The sequence below is a fragment of the Mesorhizobium sp. B2-3-11 genome (assembly GCF_006442215.1).
GTDB classification, from domain to species: Bacteria; Pseudomonadota; Alphaproteobacteria; order Rhizobiales; family Rhizobiaceae; genus Mesorhizobium; species Mesorhizobium salmacidum.
Window position 1 is genome coordinate 180,384 of sequence record NZ_VFVS01000010.1, and the last position, 21,693, is coordinate 202,076.

The 21,693-nt window shown below is 62.7% G+C and carries 22 protein-coding genes and 1 pseudogene; 13 read left to right on the forward strand and 10 right to left on the reverse strand.

Annotated features, from left to right (window positions below; translation table 11 throughout):
• Positions 1–172: 172 nt before the first annotated feature.
• Positions 173–1,093, reverse strand: a complete 921-nt coding sequence (gene ppk2 / locus FJ960_RS16110; RefSeq protein ID WP_140506533.1) for a polyphosphate kinase 2 — start codon at positions 1,091–1,093, stop codon at positions 173–175.
• 282 nt (positions 1,094–1,375) lie between these two features.
• On the opposite strand from ppk2, the gene FJ960_RS16115 reads away from it, so the two are divergent.
• Positions 1,376–2,419 (forward strand): aldo/keto reductase, encoded by a 1,044-nt coding sequence (locus FJ960_RS16115; RefSeq protein ID WP_140715227.1) that lies wholly within the window; start codon positions 1,376–1,378, stop codon positions 2,417–2,419.
• A 27-nt stretch (positions 2,420–2,446) separates the two neighbouring features.
• Here the strand turns inward: FJ960_RS16115 and FJ960_RS16120 are convergent.
• A pseudogene (locus tag FJ960_RS16120) lies at positions 2,447–3,416 on the reverse strand (glycosyl transferase family 90).
• 251 nt (positions 3,417–3,667) lie between these two features.
• Positions 3,668–4,639, reverse strand: coding sequence for a glycosyl transferase family 90 (locus FJ960_RS16125; RefSeq protein ID WP_140715229.1), 972 nt, complete (start codon positions 4,637–4,639; stop codon positions 3,668–3,670).
• A gap of 198 nt (positions 4,640–4,837) precedes the next feature.
• Here FJ960_RS16125 and FJ960_RS16130 point away from each other — a divergent pair, with 198 nt between their 5' ends.
• Positions 4,838–4,984, forward strand: coding sequence for a hypothetical protein (locus FJ960_RS16130; RefSeq protein ID WP_140506538.1), 147 nt, complete (start codon positions 4,838–4,840; stop codon positions 4,982–4,984).
• A 60-nt stretch (positions 4,985–5,044) separates the two neighbouring features.
• On the opposite strand, the gene FJ960_RS30285 is transcribed toward FJ960_RS16130, so the two are convergent.
• Both FJ960_RS30285 and FJ960_RS16140 read right to left on the reverse strand, forming a co-directional pair.
• Positions 5,045–5,305 (reverse strand): DUF982 domain-containing protein, encoded by a 261-nt coding sequence (locus FJ960_RS30285; protein WP_027146689.1) that lies wholly within the window; start codon positions 5,303–5,305, stop codon positions 5,045–5,047.
• 103 nt (positions 5,306–5,408) lie between these two features.
• Entirely contained in the window at positions 5,409–6,074 is a 666-nt protein-coding gene (locus FJ960_RS16140; protein WP_140715231.1) for a GntR family transcriptional regulator, read from the reverse strand.
• Between the two features lie 115 nt (positions 6,075–6,189).
• Here FJ960_RS16140 and FJ960_RS16145 point away from each other — a divergent pair, with 115 nt between their 5' ends.
• Both FJ960_RS16145 and FJ960_RS16150 read left to right on the forward strand, forming a co-directional pair.
• Complete coding sequence (locus FJ960_RS16145) at positions 6,190–7,449, forward strand: multidrug efflux MFS transporter (protein ID WP_140715233.1); 1,260 nt, start codon at positions 6,190–6,192, stop codon at positions 7,447–7,449.
• 36 nt (positions 7,450–7,485) lie between these two features.
• Positions 7,486–7,851 carry a DUF423 domain-containing protein gene (locus FJ960_RS16150; protein WP_140506544.1) on the forward strand — a complete coding sequence of 122 codons (366 nt, stop codon included), beginning with the start codon at positions 7,486–7,488 and terminating at the stop codon, positions 7,849–7,851.
• A gap of 15 nt (positions 7,852–7,866) precedes the next feature.
• Here FJ960_RS16150 and FJ960_RS29520 read toward each other — a convergent pair whose 3' ends face one another.
• Together FJ960_RS29520 and FJ960_RS29525 are read right to left on the reverse strand one after the other, a co-directional pair.
• Positions 7,867–8,016, reverse strand: a complete 150-nt coding sequence (locus FJ960_RS29520; RefSeq protein WP_181166593.1) for a hypothetical protein — start codon at positions 8,014–8,016, stop codon at positions 7,867–7,869.
• 59 nt (positions 8,017–8,075) lie between these two features.
• Entirely contained in the window at positions 8,076–8,219 is a 144-nt protein-coding gene (locus FJ960_RS29525) for a hypothetical protein (RefSeq protein WP_181166592.1), read from the reverse strand.
• A gap of 162 nt (positions 8,220–8,381) precedes the next feature.
• On the opposite strand from FJ960_RS29525, the gene FJ960_RS16155 reads away from it, so the two are divergent.
• On the forward strand, positions 8,382–9,458 hold the full coding sequence (locus tag FJ960_RS16155; protein ID WP_140506546.1) for a substrate-binding domain-containing protein: 1,077 nt from the start codon (positions 8,382–8,384) through the stop codon (positions 9,456–9,458).
• A gap of 18 nt (positions 9,459–9,476) precedes the next feature.
• On the opposite strand, the gene FJ960_RS16160 is transcribed toward FJ960_RS16155, so the two are convergent.
• A complete protein-coding gene (locus tag FJ960_RS16160; protein WP_140715235.1) occupies positions 9,477–10,739 on the reverse strand; it encodes an OpgC family protein in 1,263 nt (420 codons plus the stop codon).
• 201 nt (positions 10,740–10,940) lie between these two features.
• Between FJ960_RS16160 and FJ960_RS16165 the strand changes: the two genes are divergently transcribed.
• From FJ960_RS16165 to FJ960_RS16185, 5 genes are all read left to right on the forward strand, one after another.
• Positions 10,941–11,627, forward strand: coding sequence for an alpha/beta hydrolase (locus FJ960_RS16165; RefSeq protein WP_140506550.1), 687 nt, complete (start codon positions 10,941–10,943; stop codon positions 11,625–11,627).
• Positions 11,628–11,741: 114 nt separating this feature from the next.
• Positions 11,742–12,821, forward strand: a complete 1,080-nt coding sequence (locus tag FJ960_RS16170; RefSeq protein ID WP_140506552.1) for a toxic anion resistance protein — start codon at positions 11,742–11,744, stop codon at positions 12,819–12,821.
• Between the two features lie 11 nt (positions 12,822–12,832).
• Positions 12,833–14,404: a substrate-binding domain-containing protein gene (locus FJ960_RS16175; protein WP_140715237.1), complete on the forward strand. Its 1,572-nt coding sequence runs from the start codon at positions 12,833–12,835 to the stop codon at positions 14,402–14,404.
• A gap of 11 nt (positions 14,405–14,415) precedes the next feature.
• A complete protein-coding gene (locus FJ960_RS16180) occupies positions 14,416–15,033 on the forward strand; it encodes a 5-bromo-4-chloroindolyl phosphate hydrolysis family protein (RefSeq protein WP_140506556.1) in 618 nt (205 codons plus the stop codon).
• Entirely contained in the window at positions 15,033–16,142 is a 1,110-nt protein-coding gene (locus FJ960_RS16185) for a hypothetical protein (protein ID WP_140715239.1), read from the forward strand. The genes FJ960_RS16180 and FJ960_RS16185 overlap by 1 nt, the downstream gene beginning before the upstream one ends.
• Before the next feature lies 1 nt (position 16,143).
• Here FJ960_RS16185 and sthA read toward each other — a convergent pair whose 3' ends face one another.
• On the reverse strand, positions 16,144–17,532 hold the full coding sequence (gene sthA / locus FJ960_RS16190) for a Si-specific NAD(P)(+) transhydrogenase (RefSeq protein ID WP_140715241.1): 1,389 nt from the start codon (positions 17,530–17,532) through the stop codon (positions 16,144–16,146).
• Between the two features lie 202 nt (positions 17,533–17,734).
• Between sthA and FJ960_RS16195 the strand changes: the two genes are divergently transcribed.
• The 3 genes from FJ960_RS16195 (at position 17,735) to FJ960_RS16205 (ending at position 20,129) form a co-directional block, all read left to right on the forward strand.
• On the forward strand, positions 17,735–18,205 hold the full coding sequence (locus tag FJ960_RS16195; protein WP_140715243.1) for an RDD family protein: 471 nt from the start codon (positions 17,735–17,737) through the stop codon (positions 18,203–18,205).
• Positions 18,206–18,344: 139 nt separating this feature from the next.
• Complete coding sequence (locus tag FJ960_RS16200) at positions 18,345–19,103, forward strand: arginyltransferase (protein WP_140506563.1); 759 nt, start codon at positions 18,345–18,347, stop codon at positions 19,101–19,103.
• A 129-nt stretch (positions 19,104–19,232) separates the two neighbouring features.
• The gene (locus FJ960_RS16205) at positions 19,233–20,129 is read left to right on the forward strand and encodes a DMT family transporter (RefSeq protein WP_140715245.1); all 897 of its coding nucleotides are present in this window, start codon (positions 19,233–19,235) and stop codon (positions 20,127–20,129) included.
• 15 nt (positions 20,130–20,144) lie between these two features.
• Here the strand turns inward: FJ960_RS16205 and FJ960_RS16210 are convergent, their stop codons facing one another.
• Positions 20,145–21,362, reverse strand: coding sequence for an AI-2E family transporter (locus FJ960_RS16210; RefSeq protein WP_140715247.1), 1,218 nt, complete (start codon positions 21,360–21,362; stop codon positions 20,145–20,147).
• Positions 21,363–21,693 lie beyond the last annotated feature (331 nt).

Sequence of the window (21,693 nt, forward strand, 5' to 3'; positions counted from 1 at the left end):
CCCCGTCACTATACCAGGAGAAAGGTCCGGCAGGACAATGAGGGGCGGTGCTGCCGAACGAAGATGATGCTGGCGTAGTCCTGCGAATGGCGGTCTAACCAGTTAGCCCTGCGCCCCTCTCATCCGCCCTTCGGGCACCTTCTCCCCGTGAAACGGGAGACGGAAAGGTTTCTCAATATTTCTCCGGCACGTAAAGTTCGCGCGGCAGGACCTGGCGTTCGTATTCGGGGTTGAAGACGCGCTCCGGCAGGGTGATCTCCTCGTGCGGCACGTCTTCGTACGGCAGCTGCTTCAGCAGATGATCGATGCAGTTCAGGCGCGCGCGCTTCTTGTCGTTGCCCTCGACGATGAACCAGGGCGCTTCGGGGATGTTGGTGCGGGCGAAAGTCTCCTCCTTGGCCTTGGTGTACTGTTCCCAGCGCACACGTGACTGCAGGTCCATCGGCGACAGCTTCCACTGCTTCATCGGATCATGGATGCGCATCAGGAAGCGCATCTGCTGTTCTTCGTCGGTGATCGAGAACCAGTATTTGACCACGGTGATGCCCGAGCGCACCAGCATGCGCTCGAACTCCGGCACGTCATGGAAGAACTCCTCCACCTGCTCGGGGTTGGCAAAACCCATTACCCGTTCGACGCCGGAGCGGTTATACCAGGAGCGGTCGAGCAACACGATCTCGCCGCCTGCCGGCAAATGCGGGACATAGCGCTGGAAATACCATTGCGACTTCTCGCGTTCAGTCGGCGCCGGAAGCGCCACGACGCGGCAGATGCGCGGATTGAGCCGCTGGGTGATGCGCTTGATGACGCCGCCCTTGCCGGCGGAATCGCGGCCCTCGAAAATCACCACCAGTTTCTTCTTGTGATAGGCGACCCAGGATTGCAGCTTGATCAATTCGGACTGCAAGCTGATCAGGTCGCGAAAATATTGCATGCGATCGATCGAAGGCGGATGCGAGTTCTTGTAGATCTTGGCGATCTCCATCGACAGCGCGGGCTCCGACATTTCGAGCTCATAATCTTCGTCAAGCGTGTCGGCGAGCTCGGCTTCGAGCCAGTCCTTGGCAGGGGAATTCTTTTTTAGCTCGGTCATATCAGCTGCTCCGCTTGCAAGCCCTGTCGGTTACCACTGGCGCCCCAATTTCTGGCCAGCGGCCAAGAATGGAAACACCTGAGCCGACTTCAATATAGGCCGGCGGTGACGGTTTTATTGCAGCCCGGGCGCGATTGCCGCCACGGCGGATTCGGCGATGTGTGATCGATCCAATGTCGTTCTACGGCGACAAGCCGGCCGAATTGTCCTACAAATCCGCGGTCGCGTTCCAGGCCTGCCCCTTGGCGGCACGCCCCTTCAACAAAATCGTGAGGATCTGACATGGAATACCGCACCCTTGGCCGTTCGGGCCTGAAGGTTTCGACACTGACGCTTGGCACCATGACCTTCGGCGGCTCCGGGCCCTTCGCCGCGGTCGGCAACAGCGATCTCGCCGAAGCCAAGCGGATGATCGATATGTGCATTGACGCCGGCATCAACCTCATCGACACCGCCAACGTCTATTCGAACGGCCTGTCTGAAGAGATCATAGGCGAAGCGCTCGGCGGCAAGCGCAAGAACGATGTGCTGATCGCGTCCAAGGTGCGGATGCGGATCGGCAAGGGCCCGAACGACGAAGGCCTGTCGCGCCACCATCTGATCCGCGAATGCGAGAGAAGCCTGAAGCGGTTGAAGACCGATGTCATCGACATCTATTTCGTCCACCAGTGGGACGGCCTCACCCCGCTCGAGGAAACCGTTGCCGCGCTCGACACTTTGGTCAGCCAGGGCAAGGTGCGCTACATCGGCTGCTCCAACTATTCGGGCTGGCAGGTGATGAAGGCGCTTTCCATCAGCGACAGCCGCCACCAGCAACGCTTCGTCACCCAGCAGATCCACTACACGCTGGAAGCGCGCGAGGCCGAGTACGAGCTGCTGCCGATCTCGGTCGACCAGGGGCTGGGCGTGCTGGTCTGGAGCCCGCTCGCCGGCGGCCTGCTGTCGGGCAAATACCGCCGCGACAGCCCGACCGCCCGCCAGCTCGCCGGCTGGTCCGAGCCGCCGATCCGCGACGAGGACCGGCTGTGGCGGATCGTCGATCTGCTGGTCGACATTGGCAAGGATCGTGGTGTGTCGGCGGCGCAGGTGGCGCTTGCCTGGCTGCTCGGCCGCCCTGCCGTCTCGTCGCTGGTGATCGGCGCGCGCAACGACGTCCAGCTGAAGGACAATCTCGCGGCCGCCGCCCTGGAGCTCGGCGCCGAGGAACGCCAGCGCCTCGACGCCGTTAGCCGGCCGCCCCTGCTCTACCCCTACTGGCACCAGCAACTGACGGCGAAGGATCGCTTCGGCCCCGCCGACATGGTTCTCGACCGCAGCGACATCTGATCAGCGGCGTCGGGCCGAGCACAAGAGCTAGGTCCCGATGAACCGCCAGAGCTCGGGATCGGGTTCGATCTGGCCGCTGAGCACGAAATATTTGTAGAGGACGAGCAGGGAGATCGCCTGCTCGTCCCGTTCATTGGAAAATTTGCGGCAATAGGCATTGGCCGCGGCGATGATGCGCTCCGCCGCGGCCGGATGCTGCTCGAAATAATCTATCTTTTCACGGAGATCGGAGAAGTCCGGGTCGAGCGGCGCATAGTGGACACTGGCCTCGAGCTGGCTCTCGCCAAACCATGTTTCGTAGGTCGGCGGCGGCATCAGACAGAGCGAGTTGGAATTCATGATCCATTTGAGGTTGGTCGCCACGTCATTGCCCTCCAACGAGACGATGTAGCGATAGCGCAGATGCTGGCTGATGCTGAGGAAAGGCTTGCTGTACTCAGCCGGTGCACTGCGCTTGTGCGAACCGACGTCGCAGAACGGCAAGCCGCGCGCGACATCCAGGAACCGTGTCCTGATCGGATTGTTGAGGTCGCCGCGCCAGACCACGACCGGGCGTTGTCGGCGAAGGCGACGGTGTCGACGGGCATGTGGAAGTGGCGAAACTTGTTGAACTTCATAACGACAGCGTTGCCGTTGTCGACGCTGATCGGCCGATCCTTGACGAGCGTCGGCAGCTTGGGCACGCCTTTGACGTCGCCGAACTTCAGGTCGATGAGCAATGACGGATCGAAATAGCGGGCAAATTCCTTCAGGTCGTAATAATACATGCTCGGTTCAAAAGGCATCTTGTCGATGCGCACGGCATCCGGGCTTGGCGTAAAATCGTTCTGCAGCTTGTTGTAGTGATTCAGCCGTCGGCGCACGGCTTCATTCGAGAGCCTGGCCTGTTCCAGGCGGCCCGCCAACCGTCGTCGAAGATCGCCTGGGGTGCGATATCGCGCATGACGTTTCGCGCGTAGTAGAAGACCCTTGCCGTCGTCCGTTGTATGGTGGCCATCGCTCTCGTAGTCTAAAACAAGCGCCACTAAACAGACAACAGCCGGGATGATTCCCGCAGCGTTGCGCATCGTTAGTGCACGCATTCCGGCAGTGCCCGGACACGTGATGGCCGGCCTCGACGAGACGCGCCGGGGATGCCGCGGCAACTACAGCATGTCGCGGCGAACAGGATTCGCCCGACCTGCTGTAAGCTTCTGATTTTATGCATGTCGTTATCCCGGAACCGAGGACACTTCCGGGCGACATGCATTAGCCCGTTATGTAGCGCCACACCTCGGCATCAGGTTTGATCTGGCCAGAGAGCACGAAGTATTTGTAGAGTACCAGCAGGGAGATCGCCTGTTCGGTCCGCTCCTCGTCGAATGTCCGGCAATAGGCGTTCGCGGCGGCGATGATGCGCTCTGCCTTGGCCGGGTGCCGCTCGAAATAGGCGACGTTTTCGGCAAGATTGGAGAAGTCTGCCTCTAGCGGCACATAGTGGACATTGGCTTCGAGCTGTCGTTCGGCAAACCATGTCTCGTAGGTTGGCGGCGGCATCAGGCAAAGCGACTTCGAGTTCATGATCCATTTGAGGTTGGTCGCCACATCATTACCCTCGAGCGAGACGATGTAGCGATAGCGCTGGTGCTGGCTGATGCTGAGAAAAGGCTTGGCGTATTCCGCAGGCGCGTTCGGCTTGTGCGAACCGACATCACAGAACGGCAGGTCGCGCACCGCTTTCAGGAATCTTGTCCTGATCGGATTGTTGAGATCGCCGCGCCAGACCACGGCCGGCAGCTTGTCGGCGAACGAGATGGCGTCAGCCGGCATGTGGAAGTGGCGAAACTTGTCCAGCTTCATGATGATCGCATTCTTGTCGTCGTCACGAATCGGCCGATCCTTGACGATCGTCGGCACCTTCGGCACACGCCTGACGTCGCCGTATTCCAGGTCGATGAGCAAATCCGGATCGAAGTAGCGGGCGAATTCCTTCAGGTCATAATAGTACATGGTCGGCGTGAAGGGCAGCTTGCTGATGCGCTTGGCATTGGCGCTTGGCGCGAAACCTTCCTGCAGCTTGTTGTAGTAATTCAACCGCTGGCGCGCCGCCCCACCGGAAAGCCGGGCCCTTTCGAGACGGCCGGCCAGCCTGGCGCGAAACAGCGCTTGCGGAGCCAGGTCGCGCGCGACGTTTCGCGCATAATAAAAAACTTTTGCTGCGGTCCGCGAAATTGTGGCCATCGGTCACTTGATCAAAACAAACAGGCAGCTCTCAATTCATTGGCGCCCCGGGTTTCCTACATCATTGTGGCGCCCATCTGGCAAGCCCCGCATCTCTTCGACACCAGCGTCCACGCATTGTCGCTTCGGCTGTTGTGTTTGACGGCTAATGCTCCTAGGCAGGTCCAGGGCCGCAAGGCAGTGACAAAAGGAGCCGATATGGCGCGAGCACCAAACTACGATCAGGAACGCAAGGAGCGCGACCGCCAGAAGGCGGCCAAGAAGGCTGAAAAACTGGCGGCCAAGGTTGCCGCGCGCGAGCGTTCGAAGCCTGAGACCGAGACGGAGAACGAAACCGAGGAATAACGGCATGCGGCCCGCGAATGCGGGCCGTGCCTCAATCCGAATTGTCGGTATCAGCCTATGTCAGGCTGGCGCCTTGTCGCTGATGAAAACATCCACCTCCCGCGCCGCGGCGATGAAAGCGCGTCGGGCATTCATCGCCGGCTTGTCGCCGGCGAGTGCGTCGTGGCAGGCCTGCAGCGCCGCACGATGCTTGGCGCTGCGCTTGCCCGGCCAACTGTTGAGGAGGTAATCGGAAGCCTCCCTTGCCGAACGCAAGAGCTGAGTGCTTCCCGCCGTGACGGATTTGACGGTCACGGGTGTTTCAAAGCGATTGTTTTCCATCGCCGCTCTTACGCCATCGGCTTGCATGAAGCGAGGCTGAAAGTGCGCTTCGCGTCGGATGCCGCCTGTTTTCCGGCGAGCGGGCTGCCGCGCATAGGCCGTACTAAGCGGCAACGACGGCAAATCCCCTCGCGCGAAGGCCACGTCGGTCGTTGGCAAGCGACGTCACCAGCCGGTCGCGGCTGCCGACGATGTGGGCCGACAGGCGCCGCGCGGCTTCATCGGCCTGAGCAAGGCGTGTAGCGGCTAGGATGGCGCGATGCTCGAGCCAGGCACGGCCAAGGGCCGTTTCGTCACGCACTTCCAGCCAGCGGGCGCGCGACAGGCGCGTCATGGCGTCACGAACCGCCCGGAACAGGAATTCGTTGCCGGAGAGCCGCGCCAGTTCGATGTGAAAATCCATGCCGACACGATGCCATTCCTCGCGCGGGGTGTTTTCGTCGCAGGAATCGAGCATCGCCTCGATGACATCGATGGCGCTCTTGTCCGCTTGCCCGCATGTCAGCCGCAGCGCCGCGACCTCGACCGCCTCGCGATAGACCGCAATCTGCTCGAGCTCGGCCAGGTTGATTGGCGAGACCGTCCAGCCGCGCCCGTCCCTGCCGACCAGCCCCTCGGTCTCCAGCCGCAGAAGTGCCGCCCTGACCGGCGTGCGCGAGGCGCCGAAACGGCCTTCGATCCAGCGTTCGGTCAGCCGCTCTCCCGGCCCGATCTCGAGCGCCAGGATCATCTCGCGAAGCTGCCGTTCGACATTCTGCATCTGCGACATCGCGCACCCTTTCCGAAGCCGCATTGACAGTGACCGGCTTGAAGTTCATGACGGATACCAGATTGGTATCCCAAAATGGTATCCGCAACAAGCACTGATACCGGGCAGGCAGGACATGACGCAGGAAGACACGCGGCAAAGCGGCTACAACATCCATTGGCGGCGCAATCTCGCCGTCTGTTTCGCGGGGTCGTTCAGCACGCTCATCGCCATGACCCTGCTCCTGCCCTTCTTGCCGCTCTACGTCGAACAGCTCGGCGCACAGGGTCATGCCGCCATCGTACAATGGTCCGGCATCGCCTATGGCGCCACCTTCTTCGCCGCGGCGATGGTCGCGCCGTTGTGGGGACGCCTGGGCGACCGCTACGGCCGCAAGGTGATGCTGGTGCGCGCCTCCTTCGGCATGGCGATCTGCATGTCGCTGACGGGCATGGTCGAGACGGTCTGGCAGTTGGTGCTGCTGCGCCTGCTGATCGGCTTCGCCGGCGGCTATTCCTCGGGTTCAACCATATTGGTGGCCATGCAGACGCCGAAGGAGCGCTCCGGCTGGGCGCTTGGCGTCCTGTCGGCGGGCATCACGGCGGGCTCGCTGGTCGGCCCGCTGCTCGGCGGCGTGCTGCCGCCGGTGATCGGGATTCGCGCCACCTTCCTCTTGTCGGGCGGGGTGATCTTCCTCGCCTTCCTGGCGACGACCTTCCTCATCAAGGAGAGTCCGCGCCCGAGCCCGAGGGCTGCCAAAGCCGCGTCGGCGACAAAACCGAAAAGCGGCTGGTCGCAGATCCCGGACAAGCGCCCGGTCGTGGCCATGCTGACCACCGGCATGCTGCTCGCCTTCGCCACGATGTCGATCGAGCCGATCATCACTGTCTATGTGCAGCAGCTCATCGAGGACCAGAACCGGGTGACGCTCGTCGCCGGCGTGGTAATGTCGGCGGCCGCCCTCGGCACCATCTTGTCGGCGTCCTGGCTCGGCAAGCTCGCAGACCGGATCGGGCACTGGAACGTTGTCGTGGGAGCGCTGGCTGTCTCGGCGCTGTTGCTCATCCCGCAGGCTTTTGTCACCAACAGCTGGCAGCTTATCGGCCTGCGTTTCCTGATGGGCCTGGCGCTGGGCGGCCTCCTGCCCTGCATCACCAGTGTCATCAGGCACAACATCCCCGACGGCGTCGGCGGCAACGTGCTTGGCCTTGCGATCTCGGCGCAGTATGTCGGGCAGGTCGCGGGGCCGCTGGCCGGCGGTTTCGTCGGCGGCCATTTCGGAATGCCGGCGGTGTTTCTCGGCACGTCGGTGCTGATGGCGCTCGGTGCCGCCTACAACTGGATCGTCCAGTCGCGGCGGACGCGGCATATGGCGCTGGAAGCGGGCAAGCCCTGAGCTTGCCTGGCCTGCAAAAGAAGGAGCACGCCGACCATGAACCTCGCCAATCCAAACGGCAGCCGGCTTCTCGTGCTTGCCGGCGGCCTCGTCGGCGCGGCGGGGGTGGCGCTTTCGGCAGCTGCCGCGCATCGCGGCGGCGCCTTCACCGGCACGGCCGCGTCATTCCTCCTGATGCATGCGCCGGTCTTTCTCGCCATTGGTCTTATCGGAGCAAACCGCTGGCTGCGCATCGCAAGCCTCGTTCTGCTCGCCGGGCTGCTGCTCTTCGCGGGTGATCTTCTCGCGCGCGATTTCTGGGGCTCAAGGCTGTTTCCGATGGCGGCGCCGATCGGCGGCACCCTGCTCATTGCAGGCTGGCTGGCGATAGCGATCTCGGCCATGGCGCGTCCACGACCCTGAGATGATTGCTTGAGGTCAATCCCGGCGACGTTCCGGGCGGATCCAAGGAGCACGGCCCTCAACAGCGGGTTTCACCCGGCGTCGCGCCCCCGGTCGTTCGATGGCCGGTGCGATGCCCCAGTAGTTGCGGTAGATATCTTCGAACAGATGCTTGATGGGATGCATGACTCATCCTGCTTGTCTTTGAATCGATCCAATCATTGGGCGCGAAAAGAGCCGGTTGATCAGCTCCGCTTGCGCGCCACCAAGAAGCGCAGATCGCGAATCCATGGGCCCGCCTCACCACGATGCCTGGCCTTGCTGGTGGCTGACCCGATATTCCAGTCGTTGCGATAGATGTCGGCGAACAGGTAGTTGACGGGATGCATGGCGCTCCTCCCTTTGCCGGTTCAGCAGAACAAGCTGCCACTTGGATCGATTCAAACGTAGGACTGGAACCGGCGTGGGTCAAGCAAAATTTGAATCGATCCAACGAAAGTGCTAGATGCGGCGGAGGAACGTGCTACATGGATGTCAGGAGGCACGCGCAAATGGCGTCACTCACCGCAGGCAATCGACGACCCGTCCGACTGGCCGATATCGCAAAGGCCGCCGGTGTTTCGCACGGCACCGCGTCCAATGTATTCAGCCGCCCCGAGATCGTGCGCGAGGAAGTTCGCGACCGGGTTCGCGCCGCAGCCGAGGCAATGGGTTATGGCGGACCCGATCCAAAGGGAAGGCTGCTGCGGGCCGGCAAGGTCAACGCCATCGGCGTGGCCACCGCCGAGCCCCTCTCCTATTTCTTCGACGATCCGTTTGCGCGCGTTATGATGGCAGGCATCTCGCAGGCTTGCGATGCGACGGGAGCCGGCATTTCCCTGGTCTCGGCCGCCAACAACGAGCAGCTTGCTTGGAACATCCAGAGCGCCCTGGTCGACGGCTTCATCGTCTTCTGCATCGAAGGCGGCTCGCGCCTGGTGGAGTTGGCACGCGAGCGCAAGCTTCCCTTCGTCGCGCTCGACCTCGATTCCGAGGACGGGTCGGTCGCCGCGATCGGTGTCGACAACATCGCCGGCGCCGGCATGGCGGCCCGCCATCTCACCGATCTCGGACATCGCCGCTTCGCCGTTCTGGCCCTGCCCTTCGTCGACAACAGGACAGGCCTTGTTTCGGCCGAACAGGTCCGGGCGGCAACCTATGCAGGGACGCGCGACCGCCTCACCGGCTATCTCCGGGAACTTTCGCGGGTTGGCGTCGATACATCCAAAGTACCCGTCTACGAGACCGCCAACGACGTGGCGAGCACGAAGGCAGGGCTCGAAGCCATCTTCGCCTCCGACGCACCGCCCACCGCCATCCTGGCCATGTCGGACAGAATAGCCCTGGTGGCGCTCGAATGGCTGAGCGCACGCGGGCTCAACGTGCCTGACGATGTTTCCGTCGTCGGGTTCGACGGTGTTCCGGAAGCAGCGGTGTCCGAGCCGCCATTGACCACGATCGCGCAGCCGATTGCCGAGATGGGCCGCCTCGCCGTCAGGGCGATCCTGGAGAGCGACGCGCCGGTCAGCCGGCAGCAACTGCCGGTCGAACTGATCGTGCGGGGCTCGTCGGGTCCGCCCCGCGGTTGAGCCGCACGCCCGAACCGACTACCGATTGGCTCTTGCCATGGCAGAGAGGCCCAAAGGCGCACGAACCGGCGCGGGATCCTTTTGGGCCGTGCGGGCCTTGCCCGAACCGCCGATGGCCGACAGCCATTCGAGATAGAAGGCGAGCGCGAACTGCATGGCAATGCCGGCCGATATTAGCAGGCTGTCATAGACGAACCCGCCCGGATTGATCACCTTCATCACCTGAGCGACCATGGCGATCACCGTGCCCGCGATGAAGACCGGCAGCGATCGTTTGCCCAGTATCGCCAACGGATGATCGGGGCTGGTGCGCAACAGGCCGGACAGCGCCGGCAGGGCGACGACGAGATAGCTGACCGCCAGGATGTGCAACAGCCGCGGCAGCGACAGGAAGGTCTTGTCGAAGCCGCCGATCACCACCGGCAGGTTGAACCACGTTATATGTCCCCAGAGCGGGCTATGCACCCACACCAGCGCCGCCAGCACATAGGCGGCGGCCGCGCCGATCAGCCAGCGGTTGACCGGAATGACACCGCCGCGCCTGACATGCAGCATGGCGGCAAGGCCGATGTTGAACAGGAACTGCCAGGACAGCGGATTGAGGAACCAGAAACCGGGCTCGGGATAATTGGGCGGCGCGATCTGCCAGATTCCGGCAACGAGCCACAGCATGCCGGACAGGAGAAGGGCCGCGACGGGCCTGTAGCTGACAAACAGCACGAAGGCCGGCGCCATCAAAAGCAGCGCGGCATAGACCGGCAGGATGTTGTTGTAGCCGAGCTGGTGGCCAAGCGTGACGATGCCGACCAGCACTTGCGGCGTGTCCTTCATCAGCGGCTCGATATTGATGAGCTTCAGCAGTTCCGGCCGCTTGGCAAACACCGCCACGGCGCAGAACAGGGCCATCACCACCATCGTCGTGACGATATGGGCGACGTAGAGCACGCCCGCCCGCCGCCACATCTTCAAGGTCGCCAGAAGCCGGCCTCCCGGCCGGAATTTCGTGCCGTAGGCGAGCGCGACCGAGATGCCGGAAATCAGCACGAACGCTTCGGCCGCATCAGAAAAACCGAAATTCTTGTAGGTCAGGGCCTCGAAAGCCGTGCCCGGCACATGGTCGATGAAGATCGTGAGCAGGGCCAGCGCGCGCAGTACATCGATACGCGTGTCGCGTTCCAAGATACGCGAATTGCGATCTGGGATACGCAACTCGCGATCTGGGACACGCGAATCGCGATCTGGGATACGCGAATCGCGATCTGGCGAAATAGGGGTGGTCATCGACAAAAGGCCTCAAAGCTGGTTGTTCATGTCCAGCAATGCGACCCCCGACGCACCGCTTCGATTCCTCCCACAGGGAGTGTATCGGCGCAGAAACGGGCTGGAATGCGCCTGGTTCAATCAACTTTCGCGGAGCATGAAAATATTGCGTTTTGAAGCCGGCAAATTGAGCGAAACCTCATATAATCAACGGGATGCGATATGATTGGCGCCAGTGTCGAAAATGGTCCGCCGATGCTGGACCTGGCCTTTCCCTATCGTCTCCTCGGCGCCGGCGGAGGCGGCCGTGAATGCCTGTTCCTGCTGCATGGATCGGGTGTCGACGAGACAAGCATGGTGGCGCTGGCGAGACGCATGGCACCAGATGCCGCACTGGTCGCGGTGCGTGGCCGTATCCCCCAGGAGGACGGTTTTCGCTGGTTCGAGCGAATCTCGCCGACGCGCTTCGACCAGGAAAGCATCCGTGTCGAAACCGCCACGTTCGCGGCATTCGCAAGAGAAGCCGCCGCGCGCCACGGGCTTGATCTCGATCACGCGACATTCCTTGGCTATTCGAACGGCGCCAATCTGGTTTCAAGCCTGATGCTGCTCCATCCCGGCATGGTCCGGAGCGCCGCGCTGCTGAGGCCAATGCCTGTGCTCGACAAGGTCCCGGCGACGGACCTTGCGGGAACACGGACATTGATCATTGCCGGAGCCGCCGACGAGACCTACGGGCCTTTCGCGCCGGCGCTGGTGACGCTGCTCAGCCGGCACGGCACGGAAATCGACGCCCGGATTGTTCCATCGGGCCACGAAATCGGCAACCCGGACGCCGCGATCGTCGGCCGATGGCTGGCGGAATCGGTGGCGGCTGCGCAGGAAGGGTCCATCGGACGCACAAGTTGAAGAATAGCGTTTATCTACGGCCTTGGGCTGCCTCCAGCTTCCATTGTCCACAGCGGCGACATATCACTGTTACAGATTGCCTATCGAGATACTGTTCACTGAGGGGAGGTCTGCATGGCCGACAAGAACAGCATCACTTTGCTCGACGACACTTCGACATTGCCGGCAATCGTAGCCAATCCGTCCGACATCGCCAGAATCGAAAGCACGATCGACGTCAGAGACCGTGCCGGCATTTCTGTCTATGGCGACCGTGCCCAGCAGGCAGTCAGCGACTATGCCGACAAGATATTGTCCCAGTTGCGCAACCGAGACCTCGGCGATACCGGCGACCTCCTGACCGACATCATCATGAAGGCCAAGAATCTCGATCCGGCCTCGCTCAAGGACCAGGGTTTCCTCAGCGGCCTGTTCTCCTCGTTCAAGGAGCGGCTCGAGCGCTTCAAGGAGAAGTACGAGGACGTGGCGGGACAGATCGATCGCATCGGCCTCGAACTCGACCGTCACAAGGACACGCTGCGGCGCGACATTGCCGTGCTCGACGAGCTCCATGAGCAGACAAAGGGCTCCATCCTCAAGCTCGATGCCTATGTGCAGGCCGGCAAGAAATTCGTCGATGACTACCGCGGCAACGAGTTGCCGAAGTTGAAGGCCGCGGCGGATGCCGCTAGCGGCGACACTGGAGGCACGCTGGAGGCGCAAACCTATCAGGACGCCGTGCAGGCGCTCGACCGCCTGGAAAAGCGCATCTTCTACCTGGTGCAGGCGCGCCAGCTCGGCATCCAGCAATTGCCGCAGATTCGCATCGTCCAGTCGGGCGACGAGACGCTGATCGAGAATTTGCAAGCGACCTCGGCGCTGACCGTGCCGGCATGGAAGCAGAAGATGGTGATCCTGCTTGGGCTGACCAACCAGAAGTCGGCGCTCGAGCTGCAAAAGACGGTGACCGACGCAACCAACGAGATGATCCGCCAGACGTCGAAAATGATGAAGGACCAGGCGATTTCGGTCGAGGAACAGGCGCAGCGCGGCATCGTTGACGTCGAGACGCTGGCGCAGGCCAATCGCGATCTCATCGACACGGTACAAGGCGTTCTGAAAGTCCAGCAGGAGGGCCGCCAGAAGCGGGCCGAAGCCGAAAAACAGATGGACCAGATGACGATCGACTTGAAGAAAGCACTGACCCAGTCCTGATCGGAACCGCCATGCCGAAGACGCTGACGTCCGTTCTGCTGCTCGCCTTCGCGGTGTTTTTGACGGCCTGCAATTCCAGCCAAGTCAAATTCTCGATCGTCTCCGGCTCCGAGAATACGGTGCTGGAGCCGATCGTCCAGGAATTCTGCGCCAAGCAAGGCGCGACCTGCACCATTTCCTATCAAGGCTCGCTCGACATCGGGCTCGGACTGCAAAAGCCTGGCGGCCTCGACCAGGACGCGGTTTGGCCGGCCTCCAGCGTCTGGGTCGACCTGTTCGACAGCGGCCGCAAGGTGCGCAACCTGACGTCGATCGCGCAGATGCCGGTCATTCTGGGCGTGCGCAAATCCAAGGCCACCGAACTCGGCTGGGTCGGCAAGCCGGTGTTCATGAAGGACATCCTGGCCGCGGTGAAGGACGGCAAGCTGAAATTCCTGATGACGTCGGCGACGCAGTCCAATTCGGGCGCCAGCGCCTATCTCGCCATGCTGTCCAGCGCGCTCGGCGGCAAGCAGGTGATCGAGCCGGGCGACCTCGACAATCCCGCCGTGCACGATACGGTAAGTGCCTTGCTGCAAGGCGTCGAGCGCTCGTCCGGTTCGTCGGGCTGGCTCGCCGATCTCTACGTCGACAGCGCCGGCAAGGACACCGTCTATGACGCGATGTGGAACTACGAGGCGACGCTGAAGGAGACCAACGACAAGCTCAAGCAGATGGGCAACGAGCCGCTATACGCCGTCTATCCGGCCGACGGCGTCGCTGTCGGCGACTCGCCGCTCGGCTTCATCGATCATGGACGCGGAGCCGATGTCGAAAAATTCTTCACCGACCTCCTCGCCTATCTGCAGTCGGACGCGGCGCGCAAACGCATCGCCGATACCGGCCGGCGGCTGCCGCTCGGCGGCGCGGCCATCCCGGCCACCGCCGAGCCGGATTGGAATTTTGATCCCGGCAAGCTGGTGACATCGATCCGCATGCCGGAGCCGGCGGTGATCCGCAAGGCGCTCGACCTCTATCAGGAGGCCTTGCGCAAGCCTTCGCTGACGGCGCTGTGCTTCGACTTCTCCGGCTCGATGGAAGACCAGGGCGAGAAACAGTTGCAGGCGGCCGCGCAATTCCTGTTCACGCCGGAAAAGGCAAGCGAGGTGCTGGTGCAATGGACGCCGTCCGACCGCATCTTCGTGCTGCCTTTCGACGCCGTCGTGCGCGACACATTCGAGGCGAAGGGCGATGCGGCGGGCCAGAGCGAGCTGCTGACGGACGTTGCCCAGCAACGCGCCGGCGGCGGCACCGATATGTATGCCTGTGCCGACCAGGCCCTGCGGAAGATCGTTGCCACGGCGGACCTTTCGAAATACCTCCCGGCCATCGTCATCATGACCGACGGCCGCACCGATGGCGGCGCGGACCTGTTTCTCGCACGCTGGCGCAACGCCCCCGTGCGCGTGCCGGTCTTCGGCGTCACCTTCGGCGACGCCGACAAGAGCCAGCTCGACAGTCTCGCCAAGGCGACGTCGGCACGGGTCTTCGACGGCAGCGGCGATCTGGCCGGCGCCTTCCGCGCCGCCCGCGGCTACAATTAGAGCCTGCCGGGATGCGCGGCTTGTTCGGCAATGACTGGAACTGGATCGCGGCGGGCGTGATCTCGGCGGCGCTTCTTGTCGGCTTGGGTGTTCTGACCCAGTTCCCGTTTCTGGTGTCGGCGATCATCGCTGCCCTCGTCTTTGCCGGGCTGGTGTTTGTCCTGGCGCCGCGACAGCTTTTCGAAGGGCTCGACCTCAGCACGCTCAGCGGCAGCAAAGTGGCCTTCGCCCGCGAACTTCTGGCGCAAGCGCAGCCAGCCGCGGACCGGCTGTCGGCAGCGGCCGGTTCGATCACCGACAAGGACATGAAGGCCAAGGTGAAGAACCTGTCCGACATCGCCGCCGACGTGATTTCCAAAGTCGAGACGAAGCCGGAAACCGCGCCCTCGGTGCGGCGTTTCCTCACCTACTACGTGCCGCAGGCGGCGGAAGTGGCGGAAGGTTACGCGACGCTGGCGAACCGGCGTGCACCCAGCCAGGTCCGGCTCGCCAATGTCGGCGCCGTCATCACCAAGCTGCAGGACGCGTTTGTGCATTATGCCGACAGCCTGGCCGATAGCGAACTCGGCACGCTCGACGTCGACCTGCGACTCATTCAGGAGTCGCTGAACGAGGATATCGGACGCTGATGGCCATTTCGCGCCGCGCTTTCGGACTGGGTCTGCTGGGTGTCGCCGCTGCCGGCACCGGCGGCTATTTGACGCTGAAGGATCGTCCCGAGTTTCGTGGCTATCTTGGCAACAAAGCGCATCTGTTCGGCTTCATCGGCGGCGAGAAGCAGGCATTCCTGGCCGATCTGGACGTCGTGCATGCGCTTGGCGGCTACGGGCTGGAACTCGATGCGCGTGTCGCCGGTTCGGTTGAGATGGTGCGCGAGCCGGCATTGCTCACCCAAAAACCGCAATTCCTGTGGCCCTCTTCCTCGATCATGGTCGATCTCGCGCGCAAGAACGGCGTCTCGATCCGCAACGACCAGGTGGTGCTCAACTCGCCGATCGTCGTCTACACCTGGGGACCGGTGGTCGAAGGGCTGAAGAAGAGCGGGCTAGTCACGGTCGCCGCCAAGGGCGGCTACAACCAGCTCGATCTCAAGGCCTTGCTCGATGCCGTCCTGGCCGGCAAGAACTGGGCCGATCTCGGCATTGACGAGCTTTATGGCCGCGCCCGTATCGTCTCCACCGATCCCAACCGCTCCAACTCCGGTTTCATGTTCGCCGGCCTGGTGCTCAGCCTGATGAGCGGCGACGTGGCGACCCAGGAACTGCTTGCCCAGCACGGCGACCAGGCCAAGGCGATCTTCCGCGGCATGGGGCTGAAGTCGTCCTCGTCGGGAAAGCTGTTCGACCAGTACATCGCCGGCGGTCTCGGCGCCGAGCCGATGGTGGTGGGTTATGAGAACCAACTGGTGGAATGGGCGCTCGCCGATCCCGCGCGCTGGCAAAGGGTGCAGGCCGGCATGGGCGCCAAGCCCGAGATTCTCTACCCCAGGCCAACCGTCTATTCGGCGCATCCGCTGATCGTCGTCGATCCCTCGGTCGACAGGCTGCTGGAAGCGCTGACCAGCCCAAAGCTGCAAGAGCTTGCCTGGTCGAAACACGGTTTTCGCGGGCCGCTCGGCACGGTCAGCGGCGGCGCCGGTGCCGCGATCGCCGGCGTGCGGCCGGCGGAAATCGAGGCGGTGCTGCCGATGCCCTCCGCCGACGTGATGCTGGCGCTGCTGTCGGGGTTGGAAGGCTGATCTACCCTCTTCCCATTCTGTTCCATGCATCGAGGCCGGCGATCTTATAGGCCTCGGCCAGGGTTGGATAGTTGAAGGTGTTGTTGACGAAGAAGTCGACCGTGCCGCCGAGATTGATCACCGCCTGGCCGATATGAATGAGTTCGGTGGCGCCCTCACCGACAATGTGCGCGCCGAGCAGGCGCCGCGACTCGATCGAGAACAACAGCTTCAGGAAGCCGGTGTCGACGCCCATGATGTGGCCGCGCGACGTCTCACGGAAGCGCGCGACGCCAACCTCATAGGCGCCGCCGCTTTGGCGTACCTGTTCCTCGGACTGGCCGACCGTAGATATCTCCGGCACCGCATAGATGCCGTAGGGAAAGGTCTCCGGCGGCGCCGGCAGGGTCACGCCAAAGGCATGGCAGGCGGCCACCCTGCCCTGCTCCATGGAGGTCGAGGCGAGACTCGGAAAACCGATGACGTCGCCGGCCGCGTAGATGTTGGGCACGCTGGTTTGAAATGTCCGCGGATCGACCTTGATGCGGCCCCGCGAGTCGGCTTCGATACCAACCACATCGAGGCCGAGGCTGCCGACATTGCCGGTGCGTCCGGCGGCGTAGAGCACGACCTCGGAGCGGATGGTGCGGCCGTCGGCCAGTTCCACCTCGGCGGCATCCGGCTTGGAGCGGATTTCCTTGACCGCGCTGCCCAATCTTATCGTCATGCCGCGGTCGCGCATCTGGTGGATGAAATCGTCGACGATCTCCCGGTCGACGAAATCGAGGATGGAGTTGCGCGGCTCGACCAGCGTCACCGGTACGTCGAGCGCGGAAAAGATCGTGGCGTATTCGACGCCGATGACCCCGGCGCCGATCACCGTCAGCGTGCGTGGCAGGCGGTCGAGTTCAAGCATCTCGTCGCTGTCGAAGACACGGGTCTTGTCGAAGGGCACGTCGGCCGGCCGATGCGGCCTGGTGCCGACGGCGATCAGTGCGTTGGCGAAACCGACTTCGCTGTAGTCGCCACTGTCCGATGTCAGGCTGACCTTGTTGGGGCCGAGAAATTTCACCGCCGCGCGCGCGCTTTTGACCGTGTTGCGCATGAACTGGTGTTGCAGCACCTCGACCTCGTGGTCGAGCGTCTTGTGCAGGCGCTCGATCAGGTCGCCGACCGAGATGTCCTGCTTGACCCGATAGCCGCGTCCATAGAAGCCGCGCTCGCGCCAGCCCGAGAGGTTGAGCACAGTTTCGCGCAGCGTTTTCGATGGGATGGTGCCGGTATGCACAGAGACGCCACCAAGACGCCGGCCCCGGTCGACCACCAGCACCGATTTGCCGAGTTTGGCCGATTGCACCGCCGCGCGGCGGCCCGAGGGGCCGCTGCCGATGACCAGCATGTCGTAGTCCATATCACCCCGTCCCCTCGGCGTCTTGTTGCGCCGCAGCAAGCTAACGCCATCCACGCTGCAAATTCAACCGGTTCAGACCGTCAGCCCGTTCTACCCTGCCCGGTGCGCGGCGAAACGGTCCGATCTTGATTCCACCACCAGCCTTCACCATTTCTGATGAGGTGGGCCCAGGCTAAGCAGGCCCCTGTTACGAGGAAATGACATGGACGCTCGCGTTCTCGATGGCGAAATCATCAACACCCGGCTTGACGATGTCAGGGCTTATGAAGGTGTGCGCACAAGGCGCATCCTGGCCTTCGTGCTCGACTATATCATCGTCGCCCTGCTCACCATTCCGTTCGCCATCCTGGTGTTCTTCCTCGGGCTTTTGACCCTCGGTCTTGGCTGGATGCTATTTGGCGTCCTGGTGCCGGCAGTCGCCATCCTCTACATCTGGAACACACTTGGCAGCGCCGACCAGGCTACTACGGGCATGAAGATGATGGGCATCCGCCTCGACCGTCTCGACGGCAGGCCGATCGACGGCCTCACGGCGGTCGTCCATTCCGTGCTGTTCTGGGCCGGCAACGTCATCCTGTCGCCGCTGGTCCTGCTGGTGACCCTGTTCTCCGACCGCAAGCGCACGCTGCACGATCTTTTGCTCGGCACGGCCGTCAGCCGCACTGGCCGCTAAAACCGACCCTCAAGAGAAACCGCAGCCCCTTGAGCGCAAATGTGAAGGTGTTCAGTCAACCGCACCTTCACTATCCTATTGAATTTTTCGCCGCCGGAGCCAAAGGTAGAGCGATTCGAAGGAGTGTTTTCAAGGCTCGATGACGCAGCACCCGACCCAGTCGCCGCAGTTTTTCCTAACCGCGCCGTCGCCGTGCCCCTACCTCGAGGGCCAGTTCGAGCGCAAGGTGTTCACGCATCTGGTCGGCGACAAGGCCTCGGAGATGAACGACCTGCTCACGCAAGGCGGCTTCCGGCGCTCGCAGAACATCGCCTACAGGCCAGCCTGCGAGACCTGCCGTGCCTGTGTATCCGTGCGTATCCTGGCCCAGGAGTTTACCGCCAGCCGCAACATGAAGCGCGTGCTGCAGCACAATTCCGACCTCGTCGGCGCCATGCACAATGCCGAGCCCTCGACCGAACAATATTCGCTGTTCCGCGGCTATCTCGATGCCCGCCATCGCCGCGGCGGCATGTCCGACATGACGGTGCTCGACTACGCCATGATGGTCGAGGATACGCATGTCGACACCAAGGTGATCGAATACCGGCGGCGCGGACCCGATACTTTCATCACCGGCAAGGGTCAGGGTGAACTCATCGCGGTGGCGCTCACCGACAAGATGGCCGACGGCCTGTCGATGGTCTATTCCTATTTCAATCCCGATTTCGAAAGCCGATCGCTCGGCACGTTCATGATCCTCGACCACATCGCCCGTGCCAAGGCGATGGGACTGCCCCATGTCTACCTTGGCTACTGGGTCAATGGTTCGCGGAAGATGAATTATAAGATGCGCTTCATGCCGCAGGAGCATCTCGGCCCAAAAGGCTGGGAGCGCTATACCAACGAAGCGGTCTGACGCTGAGTTTTCCCACGATCCACGCTTAACTGTTTCAAGGCAGGGGATGCTGGTCTTTCGGCCGCTCGGCTGAAGAGAGTGTGCGCTTGCGCCGATCGGCCGCCTGCATTCAAATGCGAAAGTTCCTGCATGTCCTCTCACCATGATCACCAGAAGGGCCTTCTGATAACCGCCACCGGCGGACTGATACTGACTGTCGACATACCGTTGATCCGCCTTGCGGATGGCGGCGCGTGGACCATCCTTTTGCTGCGGACCGGAACCACCTTCATCGCCGCGATGATCATCTGGTCGGTCTGGCGCGCGCTGAGCCGGAATGTCCCGCCGCTTATCCCCGGCTGGTCCGGGCTGATCGTGGCGATATGCTATGGGCTGACCTCGATCACCTTCGTTACCGCGGTCTTCCACACCTCGACCGCCGACCTGGTGTTCATCTTGGCCTTCAACACCGTATTCGCCGCACTCTTGTCCTGGATATTCCTTCGGGAAAGGCCGGCGGCGGTGACGATCGCGGCCATGCTGGTCATGATCCTCGGCGTGCTGGTCATCGTCGGCGGTTCGGTCGGCAGCGGCAAGCTGTTCGGTGATTTCATGGCGCTGTGCTCGGCTTTCTTCATCGCGGTGGCCATCACCATCTCGCGCGCCAGCGGCAAGGATATGGGATTCACCTCGCTGATCGGCGTCCTTCTGCCGCTTGGACTGGCCGCCTTCATGGTGACAGGCGAAGGCTTCCACGTGAACGCGCCGTGGTGGATCATCTTCAACGGCGCCGTCATCATGCCGATCTCGTTCTTCTGCCTCGCCGCAGGGCCGAAATATATTTCGGGACCCGAAGTGGCGATGTTCTACCTGCTCGAAACGGTGCTGGCGCCGATCTGGGTGTGGATGATCTTCGCCGAGACGCCGACGCGCAACAGCCTGATCGGCGGCGGCATCCTGATCGTCACCCTGGTCGCCCATTCGCTCTGGCAGCTGCATGACGGGCGCAGGCGCCGGGGCGACCTTGCGGTGCACCATCCGGCCTAGATTTGTCCGAAATCCCTATCCGGCGCTCGCCTTCTTCGCGGCGCTTGGTTCGGGCAGGACGTCGATCTGCGGACCCGCCTCGATCTGGGCGGCAGAGCCGTCCGGCGTCTCGTCTGCCATTTCCACCTCGCGCAGCCACTCGCGCCAGATCGCGACCAGCAGCGCCATCAGCACCGGGCCGATGAACAGGCCGAGAAAACCCATCGTCTTGACGCCGCCGATCAAGCCGAAAAAAGTTGGCAGGAAGGGCAGTTTTATCGGTCCGCCCACGAGCTTGGGGCGCAATGTTTTGTCGACGATGAACAGCTCGACCGTTCCCCATATGAACAGCGCCAGGCCGGCCATCGGCGAGCCGCTGGCGGCGAGGTAAATCGACACCAAGGTAAAGGACAGCGGCGCACCGCCGGGGATGAGCGCCATCACGCCTGTCAGCGCGCCCAGCGTCACAGGCGACGGCACGCCGGCCAGCCAGTAGGCGACGCCCAGCACCAGACCCTCGCCGATGGCAATCACGGTCATGCCGGTCACAGTCGAGGAAATGGTCGCCGGCACGACGCGGGAGATCCGCTCCCAGCGGGTCGGCAGGATGCGTTCGCCGAGGCGGTCGATCTGGCCGGCGAAATTCTCGCCATCGCGATAGGCGAAAAACAGGGCGATCATCATGAACAGCAGCGTCAGAAAGAGGCTGAAAGCGCTGCCGCCGGCGGCGAGCGCGCCGCGGTAGATGCTGCCGATATTGGCGCCGCTGACCAGCTGGATCAGTTCGCCGATGCCGCCGGGATGGCCGAGATTGGCCGTCCACTGCTCGTTCAGCCACTCACCCACCACAGGCAGGGTGGCGATCCAGTGCGGCGTCACCGCACCGTGCCGATTGGTCTCGATCGCCCAGCCGACCCACTCGCGCACCTCGTTGATTGCATAGGTGCCGGCAAGCGCGATCGGTATCACCAGGAAGGCGAGGATGAACAGGATGGCAAATGTGGCGGCGATGGTTCGGTTACCGCCGACGCCGACCAGCAGGCGCCGATAGAGCGGCCAGCTGGCGAAAGCGATGACGAGCGCGGCCAGCACTGGGAACAGGAAGCCATGGAAGAAATAGACACCAGCGGCAACGATCAGCACCAGCAGCCAGCGCGCCGCCGACAGCGGCGGTATGACGGCCGACCGAAGCGGTGTGGACAGCCCGAAGAGGCGCTGCTGCCGTTCCGGTTTCTGGATCTTTGCTTCCTTCAAATGCCCTGTTCTCCCCGACCCGTCCGGTCAGTTATGCACTGATATAGTGCAGCAATCGTGACGATAGTCCAAATGGTGATGGTGGCGCTGCCAATCTCCCCTCTCGTGAGGAGATGTCCGGCAGGGGGCGTGAAGGATTGCCAGCCTCTGATTTGATCTTGAAGGACCGAGAATTGCGACAGGTGTAACCAGTCATTTGATGCGCTGGCGGGACAGCGCGCCCCCTCTGGCCTGCCGGCCATCTCCCCATCAGGGGCAGGGGAATCGCATATGGCGTTTTGGGAGTTGAAATTGGTCTGAGAAGAGATTCTTTGGGAAGGCAGTCCAGCGA